Genomic DNA, 19,341 nt, shown 5'->3' with positions numbered 1-19,341 from the left:
GGTGTGCCGGTCATGGAGGCCTGCCGGTGTGACTGAACCCGCCAACATGGGCGGTCCGGTCAGCATGCGATGCCTGTCGGACCATACTTCAGACATTCCGTTTGCTGCCGCAATAAAGCGACATGGACTCTCAAACGCCCCATGTGCCAAAAACCGGGCTCGCCGCTGGAAAACGGGTCCGCTGGCCGCTGTTGATCGAATATATCGGCTCGCTGCTGCTGTTGATCGGCATCGGTATCGTGCTTGTATGGGGCGTGTGGCAGCAGAAGCGCTCCATTCTGGCCCAGAGCCAGCAAGCACAGACAACCCTGGCACGTATCGCCGAAGCCCAGCTGGTGGGGACAACCCGGTCGGCTGATCATGTGCTGATGGAGCTGGCCGAACTGCATGCAGCCGGCCAGCTGGTCGGAAAGGCCCGGGAGGCTGATTTCTGGCAGGAGTTCTGGCGGGAGTTGCCTGAGTCTTCGTTCCAGTTTGCCACCGATGCGCAAGGCCGGATTGTTGCCGCCTCGCGGAGTTATCTGCTTGGAAAGGAGCTCGATACACACCCGCTGTTTAGCGTGCCCCGGGCATTCCAGAACAGTTCGCGTCTGTTCATCTCTTCGCCGGATCAGGTGCTGGACGATGAGCGCGCCATAGTCCTCAGTCGTCCGGTGATCAGTGCGCAGAACGAATTGCGCGGGGTTGTTGCCGTTGTGCTGCCCTGTGCCAATCTTGGACGCGTGCTGGAAAACTTTCGTATCAGTGCCACCCAGACGGCAACCCTGATTGACGAGTCCGGCGCGCTCATCGCCCGCGTGCCGCTGCCGACCAATTATGCCGGGCCCCTGTTCATCAGCTCCAGCGATTCGATGTTCATGCGCCATCAGCGCAGTGGGCAGCAGGTCTCCTTCTCCGAGTTCGTCTCGGAGATCGATGGCCAGGAAAAAATCGGTGCCGGACTGAGCGTCAGCACGCATCCGATCCAGACCAATCAATCCCTGACCGTCGTCGTCTCGGACCTCAAGGAAGTCGTACTGGCCCCCTGGTACCACATGCTGCTGGTGCTCTGGGGCTATCTGGTGATCGCCCTGATCGCCATCTGGTTTGGCGTCGTCAGCTATCAGCGCCGACGCGACAATGAAGGCGCCCGGGCCCTGATCGAAGCCTTGCTGGCCAATCCCAAGCTGATCGTTCTGGGGATTCGCACGGACGGCACGATCAGCTTGTTCAACCCTGCTGCCGTAGCCCTGACCGGTTACGCCGAATCCGAAGCGCTGGGGCGCGACTGGCTTGATCTGTGTGCACTGCCGGAAGACCGGGAGCGTGTGAAGACGTATCTGAAGCAGCTCGGGCCCTCGTCATCCGTACCAAACGAATACGCAAGCAGCATCCGGACTCGCCTGGGCGAAATCCGCGCCATTGCCTGGCGGACCTCGATGATCCGGGATCGCAAGGGTTTGTTGCTCATTGGTCTGGGAACCGACATCACGGAGTTTCGCCTGCAGACGGCCGAGCTGGAAACGCAGGCACAGATCGATGTGCTGACCGGTGTGCCCAACCGCCGCCATTTCCTCACGCTGGCCAACAAGGCCTTGTCGCAGGCGCGCCGGCATGGCCATGCCCTGTCATTGCTGATGCTGGATATCGACCATTTCAAGGCCGTCAACGACAGCTACGGCCACCATGCCGGCGATCTGGTGCTGCAGGGCTTTGCGCGCACCTGCGAGCAGGCCTTGCGCACCGAGGATCTGCTCGGTCGTCTTGGCGGTGAAGAGTTCGGCGTGCTCCTGCCGGAGACTGGCAGTGCCGCTGCGCTCGTTGCGGCAGAGCGGATTCGTCAGGGGTTTGCCGATATCAGCGTGGCCCTGGAGGAGGGCCGTGTGATCCGCTGCACGGTTTCAATCGGGGCCGTCACGCTGGGCGTCAATGAGCCCGACTGCGAAACGCTTCTGCAGCTGGCGGACAAAGCCCTGTATGCAGCGAAACGTGGCGGGCGCAACCGGGTTGTTATGGCCGAACCCGCCGTTTGAAATCCGATGTAATGTCGCTTTCTTCACTGCCAAGCGGAATAGAGACCAGCCCGAAGAGCGGATTGGGTTTTGCGGCACAATACAGCCATGCATATCGCCATCCTGACTTTCGACGGTTTCAATGAGCTCGATTCCCTGATTGCGCTCGGAATCCTGCATCGCATCAAGATCTCTGGCTGGCGAGTGTCGCTGGCCTGCCCGACGCCAACGGTAACGTCCATGAACGGCGTCACTTTACATGCCCAGGCCACGCTGGCCGAAGCCTGTCTGGCGGATGCGGTCATCATCGGCAGCGGCATGCAGACCCGGGACATTGCCAACACGCCGGAATTGATGGCACAGCTTCGGCTGGATCCTGCGCGGCAACTGATTGGCGCGCAATGTTCAGGCACTTTGCTGCTGGCCAGACTCGGTTTGCTCGACTCCGTTCCTGCCTGTACCGATCTGACTACCAAGCCGTGGGTGGAAGAGGCCGGGATCAAGGTTCTGAATCAGGCCTTCTATGCCAACGGCAATCTCGCCACGGCGGGTGGCTGCCTGGCCTCGCAATATCTTGCGGCCTGGATCATTGCGCGCCTGGCAGGAGAGGATGCCGCCCGCAGCGCGCTGCACTACGTTGCTCCGGTTGGAGAAAAGGACGTCTACGTAGAACGCGCGATGCAAAACATCGCGCCGTATTTGCCGTAACCTGCCGTACTCTGCCCGGAGAGGCGCTTGTGGCGGGCTTCTTCGGCAAGTCTGCCCGCAGACGTCCGCTGCATGCGGCTGTGCAGGCAGGTGCCCGGCAGCGCTCAGTTCTTCGGCAGCAGGCCGGCGGCCTGCATCCTGGCTTGCCAGGCCGGGTATTCCACGCTCAGCAGCTTCTCGGCCCACAGGCCGTACCAGGCGTAGCCGGTGCGGCGTTCGTGGTGGATGTCGCTGTACTGTCTGGCCCGTACGCTGTCGCGGTTGGCCAGCACCACGGTGTTGTCATTCAGGTCATAGAAACGGCCCCACATGCGCGGTGCGGCGGGGTCCTGCACCAGGCGGCGGTCGGTGCTGGCGGTGTGGTATTCGTACTTGATCGGCGGATCGATCTTGAAGGTTTCGATCTTCCAGCCGGTAATCGCCGAGCGTTTGAACCAGTCAATCGCCCCTTCGATAGCGGCGATCTGCTCCGGCGTCGGACGCTCGATACCCATCAGGTAGCGGGTCATCTCGACGGATTCCTGCGAGACGATGGAGGCCAGCTCGAAGGAGCGGCCCATCGCAGGTTCCAGCGTATCCGGCTTGTACTGGCCGGCCCAGCCAGCGAGCTTGCCGTTCTGGCGCACCTGCAGTTTCAGCACGCAGGCGTCGCCCTTCTTCAGCGCGTCGGCCGCGGCGGCACGCAGCCAGCCTTCGGTCCAGCCGAAAGGTTCGGTGCCGTCACTGATGCGGCGCAGGGTGCGCAGCACGCCGGAGGTCACTTCATCCGCCATCGTGATGTAAGGGTGGTAGGTTTGCTCGCCGGGCACCGTGTGCGGCCAGCCGCCACACTTGGGGTGCTGCATCTGCAGGGTGTAGTGGATGCCGCGCAGGGCTGCATCACGATAGCGGGTGTCGCCGGTTTGCAGATAAGCGGCGGAGAGGTATTCAACCTGGGAGTAGACGTTGCGGTTGTCAAAGCTGCCGGTGGGGTTGGCTTTCTCAAGGGTGATGGCGGCGATTTCTTCGGCAGTGAGAATGCGGGTCGGATCGCGGTTCTCCACCCAGCCGCCATTATTGCGCTGGTAGAGCAGCACGTTGTTGGCGATTTCAACAATCTGGTCGTCAGCATATTTCGCGTACTTGTCGCCATAGCGGTTGCGCCAGTGCTGGATGCTGTCGGACATGCCCTTCAGCGAAATGGCAGTGTAAGGCCCGGCACTGCGCGCGGGCTGCTGCGGCAGCGCGCTGAAGAGGGAACAGCCGCCGAGAATGGCGACGGCGGCAAGGCTTGCGAGCAGTCGGCTTGATGCGTGCATGGAAGCTCCGGAAACGGGTGGGTGAAAAGCGCAGAAGATTTTACGCTGTGGTTTCAATGGCGGTGGGATAGGTGCGCGCCGCGTCGTTTTTTAGCGACGTGCAGCTTCCAGCAGTTTCGAAGTTTCGTTGCCCTCGGTGCGGCCGTCTGGAAACACCCGCAGATAGTCGAACAGCTCGGACTGGCGCACCTCGACCATCTGGCCCGCCTTTAGCCCCGGGATCTGGCGCGGGTCGCTGCGCAGCATGCCTTTGATCTGCTCGCCTTTCCATTCGGTGATTTCGACCCACATCCATTCTCGCCCGCCGTCGCGGGTGGCGAAGGGCGCCTTGACGTGAATCTGCTCGGCCGGAGCCAGCCCCCTGGCGAACGCTTTCTGCAGGGCCGGCAACTGGGCGCGGGCCCGTTCGCTGGCGGCTTTCAGGGCTGCATCATGCTTTGTGTAGATCACCTCGTCCGGCTGGGCGCCGAAGATGCTGCGCACGAACTGGACCTGACGCGCCGTGTTGTCCGGCCCCGTCTGCAGGCTGAAGTCGAAGGCGGCCAGCGCGTTGTCCGGGTCGCCTTCCTCGGCCGGGGTTTCGAGCAGGCGCAGACGGGCTTCTCCCTTGCCGCCGCTGAGAACGCCGTTGTTCAGGAGCTTGCGCACATTGGTGTGGCGCAGGCCGGCAAGCTTCAGGCTGAGTTCGCCTCTGGCGTCCGGCGGGCCGGATTCCACCAGTTGCTGGGCCAGCGCATTGATGGCGCTGCCCAGCGGGCGATTGAGTGACCACACGCTGTCATTGATCACCAGATCGGGCAGACCGAAGCGGGCCATGCCCAGAGTGATGGCGCGAGTGTGGCCGTCATTGTTGTAGGCATGGATGACGATCTGCTTCGAGACATCCGGCAGCGTGTCCTGCCAGGTTTTCAGACGGGCGTTTTCCCAGGCATCCGGCGTGAAGGCTTCGCGCGTCTCGTCGTCCCAGATGATGGCGTTGTCACGCCGGGCCAGCACGAGTACGAACTCTTCGGCGCGGCGCAAGCCTGCGATGCTCTGGCTGGCCGGATGTGCAAAACCCAGGATCAGGGCTCGTGGCGCTTTCTGCAGGGCTTCGGCTTGCTCGCGGCTGAGTCCGCGTCCGAAGTAATGCAGCATGTCCAGCGAAGGGGGTGCATAGTCGGTGGCGACCTTGCTGCTGTAGTTCAGCGTCAGCAGGGCCTGGCTCTGGGCACTCTTGTCGAGCGTGTCACTCAGCCTGAGACCGAAGCGTTTGTCGGCTGCCAGACTGCGGGCGGCCTTGGCGGGGTCACTCGCCGGGGTCTTGAGGTAGTACAGACCGATGCCGAAACCTACCGCCTTGCGTTGCCAGGCTTGCGCCGGCAGGGGATTGGCGCTGGCGGCCAGTGCACTCAGCGGGGCCTGGGCCAGCAATACGGCAAGCAGCAGTTGGCGGAGAAGGATTTTCATGATGGCGCGATGGAGAGGCGTGAGGACGAACTCTCGCATATTCCGCGACCGGCCGGGCACGTACAATCGCGGCATGTCCGCGCCTGTCATGACTGATTCCGTAACGCTCGCCTATCTGGCGGGTTATCCGCCGCATCTGCTTGAATCGGTGCGCCAGATGATAGCCGCCGGCACGCTGGGCCCAGCCTTGCGCAAGCGCTATCCGCTGGCGCACGCGGTGCGCAACGAGCGTGCCCTGCAGGATTACGTGATGGAGCTGAAAAACCGCTATCTGCGCAGCGCGCCGCCGCTGGCGAAGATCGGTTTCGACAATCACATCCATGTGATCCGCAATGCGCTGGGCACCCACACGACAATTTCGCGCGTGCAGGGCACCAAACTCAAGACCAAGCGCGAGATCCGCATCGCCACGCTGTTTCGCGTGATGCCCGAGGAATTCCTGCGCATGATTGTGGTGCACGAACTGGCCCACATGAAGGAACGGGATCACGACAAGGCCTTCTACCAGCTGTGCTGCCACATGGAGCCGGATTACCACCAGATCGAATTCGATCTGCGTGCCTATCTGTGCTGGCTGGATTCGGGCGGTGCGCCCGTCTGGGAGTAAGCGCACCGCAGCGCCGCATGGGGCGCGGTTCTGCAGGCTGGGTGTCTGGATCGGCCCGCTGGATGCGCTTCTGCGGGGCAAAGAAAAAGAGACGCCGCAGCGTCTCTTTCGGGGTACTCAGCAGCCGCAGCCGCCGGAGCCGTCGCCACCACAGCCGCCGCTGCGCGGCATGTCTGCCTCGCTCAGGGCGTGGATGTGGAAGTCGATCACCACCGGGCCGCTGCGATCCACGTATTCCGGCACAACCTGACTGCCGTAGCGCGTGGCGATCTGGGCCAGCAGGGGCAGCGGATCGTGGTCGTTGATGAAGCGCATGGTTTCGCCGTCTTCCAGCGATTCGATGGCACCGAAGATGGCCGAGTGACGGAAGCGCTTGCTGATGCCGCGGGCGTCAAAGATGTGGGTGTCGAGATGATTCTGGCTGCTGCAGTCCATGGGGGGCTCCTTGTGTGTTGGGGGAAACAGAACCCGGATGCTAGAGGGCCACATCCTTCACGTTCCTTGATCCGGGACAGGTTTTCAGAATCACCCAGGGCATGCCTGAAGACCTGCTTGCAGCGTGGTTTTCCAGCAGGCCTGCCGGAAGAAGCATGCCCTGTGGGCCTCGGCGGGCGAGGGGGCTGCACAGCGCCACCACATGCGGCTTGGCGGCAGGCCTGCGGTCCGGGATGGATTCGCCGGGCAGGGCCCGGATTGCCTGCCCTGTGAATCGGTCGCGGTGCCGAGCCGGGATGAAATTTTCTTCCGGGGCTTGTATTTCGTTAATTGACGATATATGTTTCGCTACAAGACGAAACAAGATTCGCTCCACAACGAAATCATGACCGCACCCGCTACCCCTCCTGTCACTGATCTGGACGAAATCATCAAGGCGCTGGCCAGCCCGGCCCGGCGCGAAATCCTGGCCTGGCTGAAAGATCCGGCGCAGCAGTTTCCGGCCCAGGAGCACTCCTTCGAACTCGGCGTCTGCGCCGGCAAGATCTACGAGAAGGCCGGCCTGTCGCAATCCACCGTCTCGGCGCACCTGGCCAGCCTGCAGCGTGCGGGCCTGGTCAGCACACGCAAGGTCGGTCAGTGGATTTTCTATGCCCGCAACGAAGCGGTGATCGCCGCCTTCCTGCAGCAAATGCAGCACGATTTATAACAAGCCCCGCCCAACCCCTACGGAGAACCCGCCATGACCACTCTTTTTGATCCGATCCAGGTCGGAGACCTGCACTGGCCCAACCGCATCGTGATGGCGCCGCTGACGCGCTGCCGCGCCGATGCCGGCCGCGTGCCCAACGCCCTGATGGCCGAGTACTACGCCCAGCGCGCCAGCGCTGGCCTGATTCTTTCGGAAGCCACCTCGGTCACACCGATGGGTGTCGGCTACCCGGACACGCCCGGGATCTGGTCGGATGAGCAGGTGGAGGGCTGGAAGCTCGTCACCCGTGCCGTGCATGCTGCCGGCGGGCGCATCTTCCTGCAGCTCTGGCACGTCGGGCGCATTTCGGATCCCGAATTCCTGGATGGCGAGTTGCCGGTGGCGCCCAGTGCGATTGCCGCCGAAGGCCACGTCAGCCTGCTGCGTCCGATGCGCGATTACGTCGTGCCGCGCGCGCTGGAAACCGCCGAAATCCCGGTGATCATCGAGGCCTATCGCAAGGGCGCCGAGAACGCCAAACGGGCCGGTTTTGACGGCGTGGAAATCCATGGTGCCAATGGCTATCTGCCGGACCAGTTCCTGCAGGACAGCACCAACCGGCGCACCGACAATTACGGCGGCAGCATCGAGAACCGCGCCCGTTTCCTGCTGGAGGCGACGGACGCCGCCATCAGCGTGTGGGGCGCCGGCCGTGTTGGCGTGCATCTGGCGCCACGCAGCGATTCGCACAGCATGGGCGACAGCAATCCGCAGGCGACCTTCGGCTACGTTGCGCGCGAACTGGGCAAGCGCAAGATTGCCTTCATCTTCGCGCGCGAATCGCAGGATGAGCCGCGCCTCGGCCCGGCCCTCAAGGCCGCATTTGGTGGCGTGTACATCGCCAATCAGGGCCTCAGCATCGAGACTGCCCAGCACCTGCTGGCCAGTGGCGAGGCCGATGCGGTCAGCTTCGGCAAGGACTTCATCGCCACGCCGGATCTGCCGCAGCGCCTGCTGCAGGCCGCACCGCTCAACGCCTGGCGCGCGGAGAGCTTCTACGGTTATGGCCAGCCCGATCCGGTCGTCGGCTATACCGACTACCCGGCCTTGGGCTGATCGCTGCCGGGGCAGGGGACTGCCCGGTTCTGCCGGGATTTCCCCTGCCGCGCGCGTTCGTGGAAAATGGCGCGTCGTACTCTCCCACTCACCCCTTTCAACAGGTTTTACCCATGAAAATTACCCGCAACACGGCCGTCACCATCAGCCTCAAAGTGAGCGATGAAAAAGGTCTGCTGATCGACGAAGGCAAGAAGCCTTTTTCCTACCTGCACGGCGGTTACGACAGCATTTTCCCCAAGCTCGAAGAGGCGCTGGAAGGACAGGAACCCGGCTTTGCAACGAGCCTGGCGCTGAGCGTCGAGGATGCTTTCGGTGCCTACGATGAGGCGCTGGTGCAGACCATGCCGAAGAGCGAATTTCCCGCCGGCGTGAAGGTGGGTGGGCAGATCCAGCGTCTCGATCACGCCGGTGAAGCGCGCTATTTCTTCGTCACTAAGATCAAAGGCCCGGTCGTGATGCTCGACGGCAATCACCCGCTGGCGGGCAAGGCCCTGCGCTGTGCCGTGAAAGTGCTGGACGTGCGCGAGGCCAGCGCCGAGGAAATTGCCCACGAGCATGTGCACGGCGAACACGGGCATCAGCATTGAGATGCCTGAAGAGCCGCGTCTGGCGCGGCTCTTCAGCCGGTCTGCCGGGACAGCTTCGCCCATCCTGCCTCGCCGGCTTGCCTGCCTGAAGATGTCCGCCGGATGCGGTTGTGCAGGCAGGTGGATGTCGGGGGGCAGGGCGGTGGCGTAAAGCAGCGCCTCCCTTTCGCGCAACCGGTGTCGTGCTCATGCCGTCTGCCGTGCGCAAGCGCGTTCGCGGCACATGAGGCTTCATCGCAAGAGGGGTGGGTATACACTATGCGCCTGCCGGATCAACATCCCCAAAGTCGCAGTCTATGAGTGCCCTGGAAAAACTCTTTGCCGATCTGCCACGCATTCCCAGCATGCCGCGGGTGGTGCAGGATCTGATCGCCTCCCTGTGCAAGGAGGATGTCGACATCGGCTCGCTCGTGGCTCAGGTCAAGCTCGATCAGTCGCTCTCCGTGCGCGTGCTGGCCATGGCCAACTCCAGCGCTTTCGGTGCCAGCAAGCGGATCGGTGCGATTGATCAGGCGGTCACCATGATCGGCCTCGTGGCTTTGCGCTCGCTGGTCATCGCCTCCGGCATCTCGCGCGCTTTCGCCAGCGTCGAAGGGCTGGACATGCCGTCCTTCTGGCGCCAGTCGATGATCTGCGCTGGCGTGGCAAGGCAACTGGGCAAACATCAGGGTGTCAACCGGGAATTCGCCTATACCGCTGGGCTCATGGCCCGCCTGGGACAGATCATCATCCATCTGGGCCTGCCGGATGTTGCCGCCCGGCTCGACAGCAGCGCTGCAGCCTGCAGCAAGGCTCTGTTTGAGCAGGAGCGCGCCCTGCTCGGGCTGAATCACTGCGAGGTCGGTGCCGAACTGGCCCGGCGCTGGAATTTCCCCTCCACCATCCAGAATGCCCTGCGCTGGTGTGCCGAGCCTCTGGCGCCCGAAGCAGGGCCGCTGGCCGCCATCGTCAATCTGTCCTGCGTCGTGACCCAGGGGCTGCTGGAGGGGGATGACCCCGAAAAAATCAGCGTCCTGCTGGATCCTGCCGTGCTGGCCCGCTTGTCCTTCAGCCGTGTGGACGCCCAGAAGCGGATCGAAGCCTGTGTTGATCTGCCTGCCTCGGTCGAGCCACTGCTGTAACCTGGTCGCCCTGTCGGCAAGGGGCTTTGTCCGGGAGGTATGAGCTCCGGGCGCGCCGAAGACCGTTTCGCAGCCCTGCGCCGGCGGTGCGCGGATAGTCATGATCCGCGCTGGAAGAAACCCCGGTTCCCTTGAAAACCGGGTGTGCCCGTCCTGAATGTATTACGAAAGTGATAGTTCAGTTTCTTGACAGGGCTTCATTAATTACCTATTTTGACCAAATGTTGCCATATTGCTTGTAGGTTTTTATCCTACGCGTGGCGGCTATGTGCTGCAGAAATAAACGAAAAGAAGGCGAAGCACATGTGCCTATCGCCATCACGATCAGGAGACAAATCCATGAAAAGCAGATTTATCGGCGGGCTGGCCGCCTTGTTGCTGTTTGCCAATGCCCAGGCAGCAACCGACTATCCTTCCGGCTACACGAAGTGCGCCCAGGTCGGCGGTACATGCAGCATGACCGGCACCCACAAAGTGGCGCTGGGCAAAGCCGGCAGCTTTGTTTATGCCAATCTGACCGGTAATTTCACCTGCGCGTTGTCCGCGTTTCCTGCGAACACTTTCACCACTTCCGCCTGGTGTTCCGTGGGGCCGGAAGTGAGCAGTTCCAGCAGTTCGTCGAGCTCTTCATCTTCTTCCAGCTCCAGCAGCAGTTCGTCGTCTTCGTCCAGTTCCAGCAGTTCGTCTTCGTCGAGCAGCTCTTCGTCAAGCTCTTCATCCAGCAGTTCGTCGAGTTCCAGCAGCTCTTCTTCCGGTGGCGACCCCTATGTAACGGGCTGTGGCACTGAAACCAGCAACCTGACGGCATCCAAGGTCTATTACGTCACGCCGACCGGTTCAGCCAGTGGCGCTGGCACCAGCTTTTCGGCGTCAATGAGTCTGACTGCGGCGCTGTCCAAGGTGACAGCCGGCCAGATGATCCTGCTGCAGCCGGGCACCTACACCGTGCCTTATACCGCAGGGGCGAAGAACACCATCACGCTCTCCAAGTCCGGCACGGCCAGCGCGAAGATCTACATGGTGGCGGCCAACTGCGGTCGCGCCGTGATCGACTTCTCTTTCCCGACGGGCGCCTGGGTGCAGGATTCCTATGGTTTCTACCTGACCGGCAGCTACTGGTACTTCAAGGGTATCGCCGTGACGCGGGCGGGTTATCAGGGCACTTACGTCACCGGGGCCTACAACACCTTCGAGAACGTCGCCTTCTACAACAACCGCAACAGCGGTCTCGAAATCAACAAGGGCGGCTCCTACACCAAGGTGATCAACGTCGACGCCTACAACAACTACGATCCGAAGAAAAACGGCAGCATGGCCGACGGCTTCGCCTCCAAGCAGACCCAGGGCGCCGGCAACTTCTTCTACGGCTGCCGAGCCTGGAACAATTCGGATGACGGCTTCGACACCTTCGACAGCCCGCAGGCCGTGACCATCGAGAAGAGCTGGGCCTTCAACAACGGTATCAACCTGTGGAGCGACAGCGCTTTCGCTGGCAACGGCAACGGCTTCAAACTGGGCGGCAACGGTGCGGTGCAACGCAACAAGATCAGCAACTCGGTGGCGTTTGGTCACCCCGGCAAGGGCTTCGACCAGAACAACAACACGGGTGGCGTGACGCTCTACAACAACACCGGCTACAAGAACAAGATCAACTTCAGCTGGGGCGGTACGCTGGCCTCGGGCGAGAAGAACATCCTGCGCAACAATGCCTCCCTGTCCGGCACCAGCGCAGACGTGATCGCCAATGCCACCTCGACCAACAACACCTGGAACAGCATTGCGACGGCCAGTTCGGATTTCGCCAGCCTGGATACCAGCCTGGCGACGGCTGCGCGCAACGCGGATGGCAGCTTGCCGAACAACAGCCTGTTCCGCCTGTCTTCCGGCAGCAAGCTGATCAACAAGGGTGTCAATGTCGGTATCGCCTACAAGGGCACGGCACCGGATCTGGGCGCTTTCGAGCGCGAGTAAGGCTGTTTGCGGGGCGCTCTGCCGCCCCGGTCGCAACACGACGCACGCCGTGACCCGGCGTGCGTTTTTCATTGTGCTTCCCCGCGAGCTGCATCCAGCGGGCCTCTTCCGCCTGCATGCCGTGACAAGGCCGCTGCATGCGGCTTGGCGGGCATGGGGCTGGCATAGTGAATGCCGGCGCGCTCAGATGCGGTGGCCGGGGATGGCACGGAAGCGCTACAATGGCGGACTAATTTGATCCTGCCTGAGACGTCTGCCGTGACCGCAACCATTCTCCAGAAAATTCCCGCCGGCGAGCGCGTCGGCATCGCCTTCTCCGGCGGCCTTGATACCTCCGCTGCAGTGCACTGGATGCGCGGCAAGGGCGCCGTGCCTTGTGCCTACACCGCCAACCTCGGTCAGCCGGATGAATCCGACTACGAAGAAATCCCGCGCAAGGCCAAGGCCTACGGCGCCGAGATCGCCCGCCTGATCGATTGCCGCCCGCAGCTGGTGGCCGAAGGCATTGCGGCCATCCAGGCCGGCGCTTTCCACATCAAGAGCGGCGGCGCGACCTACTTCAACACCACCCCGTTGGGCCGCGCCGTGACCGGCACCGCGCTGGTGGTGGCGATGAAGGAAGACGGCGTCAACATCTGGGGCGACGGCTCGACCTACAAGGGCAACGACATCGAGCGTTTCTACCGCTACGGTCTGCTGGCCAATCCGGCGCTGAAGATCTACAAGCCCTGGCTGGACCAGCAATTCATTGACGAGCTTGGTGGCCGCAAGGAAATGAGCGAGTACCTCATTGCCAACGGCTTCGACTACAAGATGAGCGTGGAGAAGGCCTATTCGACCGACTCCAACATGCTCGGCGCGACCCACGAAGCCAAGGATCTGGAATTCCTGAACGCCGGCATGCAGATCGTCAAGCCGATCATGGGCGTGGCTTTCTGGCGCGATGACGTGGTCGTCAAGTCCGAGACGGTGAGCGTGCGTTTCGAAGAAGGCGTGCCGGTGGCTCTGAACGGCCGCACCTTCGCCAACGCGGTCGAGCTGTTCAACGAAGCCAACATCATCGGTGGTCGTCACGGCCTGGGCATGTGCGACCAGATCGAGAACCGCATCATCGAAGCCAAGAGCCGCGGCATCTACGAAGCCCCGGGCATGGCGCTGCTGCACATCGCTTACGAGCGTCTGGTGACCGGCATCCACAACGAAGACACCATCGAGCAGTACCGCATGAACGGCATGAAGCTCGGCCGTCTGCTGTACCAGGGTCGCTGGTTCGACCCGCAATGCCTGATGCTGCGCGAAACTGCCCAGCGCTGGGTAGCCCGCGCCATCACCGGCGAAGTCACGCTGGAACTGCGTCGCGGCAACGACTACTCGATCATGAATACCGAGAGCCCGAACCTGACCTACGCGCCGGAGCGCCTGTCGATGGAGAAGGTCGAAGACGCCGCCTTCACTCCGGCCGACCGCATCGGCCAGCTGACCATGCGCAATCTGGACATCAGCGATACGCGCCAGAAGCTCGGCATCTACAGCCGTAGCGGTCTGCTCGGTGCGCAATCCGAAGGCAGTATTCCGCTGCTGACCGGCGACGGCAAATAAGCCTGAATCAACGGCTCCCCAAAGCCCGCCCGCCTGCCAGGCGGGCTTTTTCATGGGTGCGAGCCTGGTGTTCTGCGGCACACTACGGCCTAGAATGAAGAGTCGTTCCCGGCAAGGAGGCTCAGGATGGAAGCGCCCGTACACTCAATGAACGCCCTGTTTGCGCAACTCGGGCTGGCTGCGGATGATGCCGCCGTAGCAGCCTTCATCGCCGCGCATGCCCCGCTGGACACGGCCATCCGGCTGCAGGATGCGCCGTTCTGGAGCTCCTCGCAGCGCGCGTTGCTGCAGAATGAACTGTCTGCCGATGCGGACTGGGCCGGTGTCATCGACGCGCTTGATGTTTCCCTGAGACGCGCCTGAGCGCACAGCCCCGCGCAGTTCAGGTCTTTGCTGCGTATTCTGCGGCGGCGGCTTCCATGGCCTCGGCCAGATCGAAATCCAGCGTGGTGAGGCCACCTGCATCGTGGGTGCTGAGTGCTACCTGTACCCGGTTGTAGGTGTTGTGCCATTCAGGGTGATGGTTCAGTGATTCGGCACTGTCGGCCACGCGGGTCATGAACGCGAATGCCGTACGGAAATCCTTGAAACGGAACGTCTTCTGCAGCTTGCCATCCTGCAGTGCCCACGCTGTGGCGATGCGCAGATTCAGCGCTTCCAGCGCGGCGTTTGCAGCGGAATCGTCGAGACGGGCAGGGCGCATGGCGGCCTCCGGAGCGGATGGAGTGAGTTCAGCCTAGCTGACGCGCACACCGGTGTCAGCCTGGAGGTGTGGCGAGAGCGCTGCTCCGACACCCGCTTGCCGCGGGCGTCTTCAGGCATCCTGCCGCAAGAGGGCCGCCAGATGCGGCTCTCCGGCAAGCCGTCGCGCATCACTTCAGCTTCAGCAGATAGACATTGCCATCGCCGCCGCGATTGCTGGTGAATACCACCTGTTTGCCGTCGGGCAGGAAGCGCGGGTGTGGATGCCATTCCTGTTTTGCCCAGGATCCGTCGTGGCGGAACAGCGGGCCGCCCTCCAGCTTGCCCTCGTGCAGCGCATACACGTTGATGAAAGGCGCACGCGGGCTGCCGTCGCCCACAAACAGCGTGCCTTGGGCATTGGCATGGGTGTGCATGTTGCCGGCAGGCGTCACGTATTCCCTGTACGAGCCGTCACGGATGTCGGCCACACCGATGAAGCTGCGTTTGTCTGGCGCCGCGTAGTTTCCGTGGTAGCCCACACGCACGCCATCCGGGAAGAAGTATTCGTGGCCAATGGACAGCTCCGGCGTCTCTTCTTCGCGCAACTTGCGCTTGCCTGTGTCGTCGCGACTGATCAGCCACATGCGCTGCTCCACGCGATTCCAGCGCCCCTCGTGGCAGTAGAGCAGGGGGTAAGGCGTTTGCGGGCCAAGCAGTACATGGCTGATCCATTTCTGCTGCCCGGCCACCATGTGCCAGTCCGTGCCATTGCCATTGCCGGTGAATATCTGGCTGAAGGGCCGTTTCTCGAAGCGCTCGTCCATGTCGGAATAGATCACATCCGTCTTCGTGGTGATCGGAATGTCCTCCACCTGGGACAGCGCCACAACCTTGCCGTCCGGCGAAGCCGTTACGGCTGCCGAGATGATGAAGCCCCTGGGCAGGTCGGTCAGCACGCGTTCAGCCAGGGTAACGAGGCTCAGCGCCTTGATCTGGCTTCCCTCCTTGTAGAACACCTCGCGGGAGCCGGGTGCCACCACCGCGCCAGTGCCGGAAATGCGTCTGGAATCCGTGAGCTGGATGATCGCGTGGCTCGTCAGATCAATGCCGTAGAGATTCCAGCTGCCGTTACGTTTCGAGGTGAAGACCAGCAGATTGTCGGCCGGCGAAAACGCCTCGTTGGTGAAGTAGAGGCCGGCATCGTCGGCAGCATGCGTGGTGAGCTGCAGTACCGAATACGCCGGCTCGTCGGTGACAGTCCTGGCTTCGGCCGGAAAGCGTTCGCCCTTCACGGCCAGTGCCAGCAGAGGAAAGAGCAGCAGGCCAGCGCATGCAAAACGTTTCATGTTCCGTCTCCCCGGATATTTTGGTGTGATCGCCCTGCTGCACGCGGCATCTAACCGGTGTGCGCAATATCGGCTGGAGTCCACTTCAAATGCAGCATCTCCCAGTCTTTCATTTGTCACAAAAGCGTCACTGCAGGTTCAAGTTTGCACCATAGCCTCACGCATTTCACAAAACCAAGAGAAAGAACAGACACGATGAAGCAGCTCACCCTGAGGCCACTGGCCTGGTCGTTGGCTCTGATTGGCACGCTAACCCTGGCTGCTTGCGGAGGCGGCGGAGGAGGCGGTGGTGATAGTGGCAACAGCAATGCGACAACGCCGGTCACCAGCGAACTTGCTGCTCCGACTTTGTCCTTCATCGCGCCGGGCGAGAGCCTGGATCTCGCCAACTACACGCTGGTGGGCAAATACAATCTGCCGGTGGGGTCGGGCAGCAATCTGCTGGCCTCGGAAGTTTCTGCCATCACCTGGAACAAGGATACGGACACCCTGTTCATCGTGGGCGACAACGGTACGTCCGTCACCCAGATTGGCAAGACTGGCGCGCTGATCGACACCATGACGCTGCCGGCAGATGCCACCAAACCCCAAGGTACCTATTACTACGATACGGAAGGCATTGCCTATCTTGGCGGCGGGCAGTTCGTGATGGTCGAAGAGCGTTATCGCCAGGCAACCCGCTTTACCTACACGGGAGGTACGACCCTGGACCCGGCCAATGCGAAAACCGTCAAGCTGGGTACTACCATTGGCAATGTTGGTCTGGAAGGGGTGAGCTACGACCCGGTTAGCAATGGCTTCATCTTCGTGAAGGAAAAGACGCCACTCGGCATCTTCCAGAGCGGCATCGATTTTGCTGCTGGCACGGCCACCAATGGCTCGCCCACCACCACGGATTCGAGCAATCTTTTCAGCCCCGCACTGGCCGACAACGTCGCCGATTTTGGCGACATTTCTGTGCTGGCCAACGTGCTGCCGGCAAGTGCTGCCGACCGCGAGCACCTGATCGTGCTGAGCCAGGAGTCGGGCCGCCTGCTCAAGATGGATCGCGCGGGCAAGATCTACAGCAAGCTGGGCATCGAAGTCGCCGCACAGCATGAAGGCGTCACCTTCGATGCCGATCTCAACATGTATGTCACTAACGAGCTCGGCTCGGGCGGCACCAGCGGCGAACAACTGTGGGTGTACACCCCGACCCGCGCTGCCACTGCGGTGGGCGTGGGCAGCAATCTCTATCTTAACTTCGGCAGTGTCATTACCGCCGGCAGCGGCAGTATCGAATTGGACAATGGCGCGGGCGACAAGCGCAGCATCGCCATCACCGACAGCACCCAGATCAGTTTCAGCAACAGCAGTGTGGTGATCAATCCTGCCACTGACCTGAAACCCGGCAGCACCTACACCGTGCGCTTTGCGGCCGGTCTGGTCAAAGATGCCGGTGGCAAGGCCAATGGCGCGGGCAGTCTGAGTTTCACCACGGTGAATGACATCACGGTGCCGCAGCTGGTGTCTGCCACACCGGGTGACGATGCCCTGAATGTGACTGGCAGCCGCGTCGTACTTAGCTTCAACGAAGCCGTTGCCGCTGGTTCCGGCAACTTCACCCTCAGCAATGGCAGCGACGATGTACGGGTGATCAAGGCCAGCGATATCACCCAGGTCACCATCAGTGGCAACACGGTCGATATCAACCCGAGTGCCGATTTGAGGCCTGGCAGCGCTTACCATCTGCTGGTGGACGGCACTGCGCTCACCGATCTTGCGGGCAATCCTTTCGTTGGTTGGAACGTCACGACACGACTGAATTTCACCACGGCGGCATCGTCGATTCCGACCACGCTGGCTGCTGGCGACATCCTGTTTGTGGGTGCCAACGCCGATGCAACTGATGCCTTCGCTTTCATCCTCATGAAAGGGATCAATGCCGGCACGACCATCTTCTTCAGCGATCGTGACAGCCTTGCTGCAACCAATGAGTCGGCCTTCCAGTGGGTGGCTGACAAGGCTTACCCGGCGGCTACCATCGTGACCATTCAGACCGATGCTCAGCCCCTGATCGCCGACAAGGGCAGTGTGCTGGGCAAGGATGGCGGCATCAGTACCAGCAGCGAAACCATCTTCGCTTTTCAGGGCAGCATCGACGGCTTGGCAGCAGGCGCCGCCGGGAGTCTGACGGTTGACCGCTATCTTGCCGCCATCAATATCGGCGGTGCGGCAGGCCCGATGGATGTCACTTTGCAGACTGCCTTGGCGCCCGCCAGTGCGTACATTTCGCTGCTGATCGACAACGCCCGCTACAGTGGCGCGCTGAGCGCCAGCGATCTGGCTGCATTGCGTGCCCTGGTTGCCAATCCAGCCAACTGGGCTAGCAGCGATACGGTAGCTTTTCCGCTGACCAATAACAGCCTCTTCTGAACCTTGTAATCCATCGCCGGCCATGGCTGGCTCTGGCTCTCGGCCACCTCTCGGGGTGGCCTTTTGCTGCCAGTCCTCTCCGCCAATGAGTGTCCTGCAGGGCAAGTCCGAGCTGTGGAGGGGCCATGCTGCGTGCGGGAAAGAGCGCAGGATGATTGTCCGCCTCAATGGCGAAGATTGGTGGTGGGGGCTGTAAACAGCACTTACACTTGCGGCGGCAGCCTGTGTTGCCGGGCCCGGCCGCCAGGTTCGATCAACCCTTTTGAGGAGTGCATGAGATGAGTCTGATGTATGGAAAGAATCTTGCGAAGTGGGTCGTGCTGGGGCTTGCTGCGGCAGGGGCTGCCCTTTCTGGTTGTGCGACGAACGCGCCGCGCACCACCGTCGTGGCAGAAGGGGTGACGCGGGTCGAGCTGGGCTCGGTCAAGGTCACCATGCTGCGTGACGGAGCCGGTTCTCGCGTGCTCGACGCAAACTTCGTGCGCAACGCAGCACTTGCCGACGTGCAGGCCGATCTGAAAGCCGCCGGCCAGCCTACCGACAAGCTCGAAGTGCCCTACACCACGCCGGTGGTGGATATCGGCGGGCAGCGCGTGCTCTTCGATACCGGTAATGGCGAGTTTGGCGGGGCCAGTGCGGGCAAGTTGCTGGAAAACATGCTCAAGGCCGGCATTGATCCCCAGTCGATCACTGCGGTCGTGATTTCGCATTTCCACGGAGATCACATCAATGGCCTGCGCAACAAGGCCGGCGCAGTGGCATTCCCGAATGCGAAGATCTATGTGCCCAATCCTGAATGGAACTGGTGGATGGATGAGGCTCGCTATGCCGCTACCCCTGAAGCTTCGCGTGGCGGCCTGAACACCGCCCGCCGTGTGTTCACGCCGATGGCTGACAAGGTGATCCGCTTCGAGCCGGGCAAGGAGGTGCTGCCGGGCGTGCGCTCGATTGCCGCCTTCGGCCACACGCCGGGGCATACCGTGTTCATGATCGAAGGCGGTGCGAAGAAACTGCTGTACTGGGCGGACACCACCAATGTCGCCATGTTCGTGCGCAATCCGGACTGGGCGGTGAGCTTCGACATGAATGCTGAAGAGGCGCGTGCCACGCGCCGCCGCATCGCCGAGCTGGCGATTGCCGAAAACGCGCTGGTCGCGGGCTTTCACCTGCCGGGTTCAGCCATCGGCACACTGAGCGTGCGTGACAAGGGATACGATTTCACACCCCTGCAGTAAGCTGAAGACCCGCTTCTGGCGGGGCTCTGCAGGCCATGTGCCTGCAGACCATTGTCCAGAAGGCCTGAGCGCCAAGGCATGCTGA

General features: G+C 62.0%; 17 protein-coding genes. 12 read left to right on the top strand and 5 right to left on the bottom strand.

Annotation, left to right across the window (positions count from 1 at the left end; translation table 11 throughout):
- The first annotated feature begins 122 nt into the window (after positions 1-122).
- Together Q9Q94_RS09060 and Q9Q94_RS09055 are read left to right on the top strand one after the other, a co-directional pair.
- Positions 123-2,012 carry a diguanylate cyclase gene (locus Q9Q94_RS09060; protein WP_305979739.1) on the top strand — a complete coding sequence of 630 codons (1,890 nt, stop codon included), beginning with the start codon at positions 123-125 and terminating at the stop codon, positions 2,010-2,012.
- An 87-nt stretch (positions 2,013-2,099) separates the two neighbouring features.
- On the top strand, positions 2,100-2,699 hold the full coding sequence (locus tag Q9Q94_RS09055; protein WP_305979738.1) for a DJ-1/PfpI family protein: 600 nt from the start codon (positions 2,100-2,102) through the stop codon (positions 2,697-2,699).
- A 104-nt stretch (positions 2,700-2,803) separates the two neighbouring features.
- Here Q9Q94_RS09055 and pelA read toward each other — a convergent pair whose 3' ends face one another.
- Together pelA and Q9Q94_RS09045 are read right to left on the bottom strand one after the other, a co-directional pair.
- Positions 2,804-3,997, bottom strand: a complete 1,194-nt coding sequence (gene pelA, locus Q9Q94_RS09050) for a pectate lyase (RefSeq protein WP_305979737.1) — start codon at positions 3,995-3,997, stop codon at positions 2,804-2,806.
- Positions 3,998-4,087: 90 nt separating this feature from the next.
- Positions 4,088-5,446 (bottom strand): DUF2314 domain-containing protein, encoded by a 1,359-nt coding sequence (locus Q9Q94_RS09045; protein ID WP_305979736.1) that lies wholly within the window; start codon positions 5,444-5,446, stop codon positions 4,088-4,090.
- Positions 5,447-5,534: 88 nt separating this feature from the next.
- Here Q9Q94_RS09045 and Q9Q94_RS09040 point away from each other — a divergent pair, with 88 nt between their 5' ends.
- Positions 5,535-6,053: a M48 family metallopeptidase gene (locus Q9Q94_RS09040; RefSeq protein WP_305979735.1), complete on the top strand. Its 519-nt coding sequence runs from the start codon at positions 5,535-5,537 to the stop codon at positions 6,051-6,053.
- Between the two features lie 117 nt (positions 6,054-6,170).
- Here the strand turns inward: Q9Q94_RS09040 and Q9Q94_RS09035 are convergent, their stop codons facing one another.
- Positions 6,171-6,488, bottom strand: a complete 318-nt coding sequence (locus Q9Q94_RS09035; RefSeq protein WP_305979734.1) for a DUF2249 domain-containing protein — start codon at positions 6,486-6,488, stop codon at positions 6,171-6,173.
- Positions 6,489-6,873: 385 nt separating this feature from the next.
- On the opposite strand from Q9Q94_RS09035, the gene Q9Q94_RS09030 reads away from it, so the two are divergent.
- From Q9Q94_RS09030 to Q9Q94_RS09000, 7 genes are all read left to right on the top strand, one after another.
- On the top strand, positions 6,874-7,197 hold the full coding sequence (locus tag Q9Q94_RS09030; RefSeq protein ID WP_305979733.1) for a helix-turn-helix transcriptional regulator: 324 nt from the start codon (positions 6,874-6,876) through the stop codon (positions 7,195-7,197).
- 33 nt (positions 7,198-7,230) lie between these two features.
- Positions 7,231-8,295 (top strand): alkene reductase, encoded by a 1,065-nt coding sequence (locus Q9Q94_RS09025; RefSeq protein WP_305979732.1) that lies wholly within the window; start codon positions 7,231-7,233, stop codon positions 8,293-8,295.
- A 113-nt stretch (positions 8,296-8,408) separates the two neighbouring features.
- Positions 8,409-8,885 (top strand): peptidylprolyl isomerase, encoded by a 477-nt coding sequence (locus Q9Q94_RS09020; protein WP_305979731.1) that lies wholly within the window; start codon positions 8,409-8,411, stop codon positions 8,883-8,885.
- Positions 8,886-9,181: 296 nt separating this feature from the next.
- Complete coding sequence (locus Q9Q94_RS09015) at positions 9,182-10,006, top strand: HDOD domain-containing protein (protein ID WP_305979730.1); 825 nt, start codon at positions 9,182-9,184, stop codon at positions 10,004-10,006.
- A gap of 339 nt (positions 10,007-10,345) precedes the next feature.
- Entirely contained in the window at positions 10,346-11,977 is a 1,632-nt protein-coding gene (locus Q9Q94_RS09010; RefSeq protein WP_305979729.1) for a right-handed parallel beta-helix repeat-containing protein, read from the top strand.
- 258 nt (positions 11,978-12,235) lie between these two features.
- The gene (gene argG, locus Q9Q94_RS09005; RefSeq protein WP_305979728.1) at positions 12,236-13,576 is read left to right on the top strand and encodes an argininosuccinate synthase; all 1,341 of its coding nucleotides are present in this window, start codon (positions 12,236-12,238) and stop codon (positions 13,574-13,576) included.
- Positions 13,577-13,702: 126 nt separating this feature from the next.
- Positions 13,703-13,939 carry a DUF2789 family protein gene (locus Q9Q94_RS09000; protein WP_305979727.1) on the top strand — a complete coding sequence of 79 codons (237 nt, stop codon included), beginning with the start codon at positions 13,703-13,705 and terminating at the stop codon, positions 13,937-13,939.
- A gap of 19 nt (positions 13,940-13,958) precedes the next feature.
- Here the strand turns inward: Q9Q94_RS09000 and Q9Q94_RS08995 are convergent, their stop codons facing one another.
- Positions 13,959-14,279, bottom strand: coding sequence for a 4a-hydroxytetrahydrobiopterin dehydratase (locus Q9Q94_RS08995; protein ID WP_305979726.1), 321 nt, complete (start codon positions 14,277-14,279; stop codon positions 13,959-13,961).
- A gap of 169 nt (positions 14,280-14,448) precedes the next feature.
- On the bottom strand, positions 14,449-15,606 hold the full coding sequence (locus Q9Q94_RS08990; RefSeq protein ID WP_305979725.1) for an oligogalacturonate lyase family protein: 1,158 nt from the start codon (positions 15,604-15,606) through the stop codon (positions 14,449-14,451).
- Positions 15,607-15,801: 195 nt separating this feature from the next.
- Between Q9Q94_RS08990 and Q9Q94_RS08985 the strand changes: the two genes are divergently transcribed.
- Positions 15,802-18,021 carry an SdiA-regulated domain-containing protein gene (locus Q9Q94_RS08985; protein WP_305979724.1) on the top strand — a complete coding sequence of 740 codons (2,220 nt, stop codon included), beginning with the start codon at positions 15,802-15,804 and terminating at the stop codon, positions 18,019-18,021.
- A gap of 278 nt (positions 18,022-18,299) precedes the next feature.
- A complete protein-coding gene (locus tag Q9Q94_RS08980; protein WP_305979723.1) occupies positions 18,300-19,256 on the top strand; it encodes an MBL fold metallo-hydrolase in 957 nt (318 codons plus the stop codon).
- Positions 19,257-19,341 lie beyond the last annotated feature (85 nt).

It is taken from the genome of Uliginosibacterium sp. 31-16, assembly GCF_030730865.1.
In the GTDB taxonomy this organism is placed as follows: domain Bacteria; phylum Pseudomonadota; class Gammaproteobacteria; order Burkholderiales; family Rhodocyclaceae; genus Uliginosibacterium.
This window is presented reverse-complemented; position numbering and strand designations above follow the sequence as displayed.

What these genes read in the sequence shown, in the direction of transcription:
- Q9Q94_RS09060 (WP_305979739.1), top strand. Translation starts at nt 123, where the DNA reads ATGGACTCTCAAACGCCCCATGTGCCAAAAACCGGGCTCGCCGCTGGA.
- Q9Q94_RS09055 (WP_305979738.1), top strand. Translation starts at nt 2,100, where the DNA reads ATGCATATCGCCATCCTGACTTTCGACGGTTTCAATGAGCTCGATTCC.
- pelA (WP_305979737.1), bottom strand. Translation starts at nt 3,997, where the DNA reads ATGCACGCATCAAGCCGACTGCTCGCAAGCCTTGCCGCCGTCGCCATT.
- Q9Q94_RS09045 (WP_305979736.1), bottom strand. Translation starts at nt 5,446, where the DNA reads ATGAAAATCCTTCTCCGCCAACTGCTGCTTGCCGTATTGCTGGCCCAG.
- Q9Q94_RS09040 (WP_305979735.1), top strand. Translation starts at nt 5,535, where the DNA reads ATGACTGATTCCGTAACGCTCGCCTATCTGGCGGGTTATCCGCCGCAT.
- Q9Q94_RS09035 (WP_305979734.1), bottom strand. Translation starts at nt 6,488, where the DNA reads ATGGACTGCAGCAGCCAGAATCATCTCGACACCCACATCTTTGACGCC.
- Q9Q94_RS09030 (WP_305979733.1), top strand. Translation starts at nt 6,874, where the DNA reads ATGACCGCACCCGCTACCCCTCCTGTCACTGATCTGGACGAAATCATC.
- Q9Q94_RS09025 (WP_305979732.1), top strand. Translation starts at nt 7,231, where the DNA reads ATGACCACTCTTTTTGATCCGATCCAGGTCGGAGACCTGCACTGGCCC.
- Q9Q94_RS09020 (WP_305979731.1), top strand. Translation starts at nt 8,409, where the DNA reads ATGAAAATTACCCGCAACACGGCCGTCACCATCAGCCTCAAAGTGAGC.
- Q9Q94_RS09015 (WP_305979730.1), top strand. Translation starts at nt 9,182, where the DNA reads ATGAGTGCCCTGGAAAAACTCTTTGCCGATCTGCCACGCATTCCCAGC.
- Q9Q94_RS09010 (WP_305979729.1), top strand. Translation starts at nt 10,346, where the DNA reads ATGAAAAGCAGATTTATCGGCGGGCTGGCCGCCTTGTTGCTGTTTGCC.
- Q9Q94_RS09000 (WP_305979727.1), top strand. Translation starts at nt 13,703, where the DNA reads ATGGAAGCGCCCGTACACTCAATGAACGCCCTGTTTGCGCAACTCGGG.
- Q9Q94_RS08995 (WP_305979726.1), bottom strand. Translation starts at nt 14,279, where the DNA reads ATGCGCCCTGCCCGTCTCGACGATTCCGCTGCAAACGCCGCGCTGGAA.
- Q9Q94_RS08990 (WP_305979725.1), bottom strand. Translation starts at nt 15,606, where the DNA reads ATGAAACGTTTTGCATGCGCTGGCCTGCTGCTCTTTCCTCTGCTGGCA.
- Q9Q94_RS08985 (WP_305979724.1), top strand. Translation starts at nt 15,802, where the DNA reads ATGAAGCAGCTCACCCTGAGGCCACTGGCCTGGTCGTTGGCTCTGATT.
- Q9Q94_RS08980 (WP_305979723.1), top strand. Translation starts at nt 18,300, where the DNA reads ATGAGTCTGATGTATGGAAAGAATCTTGCGAAGTGGGTCGTGCTGGGG.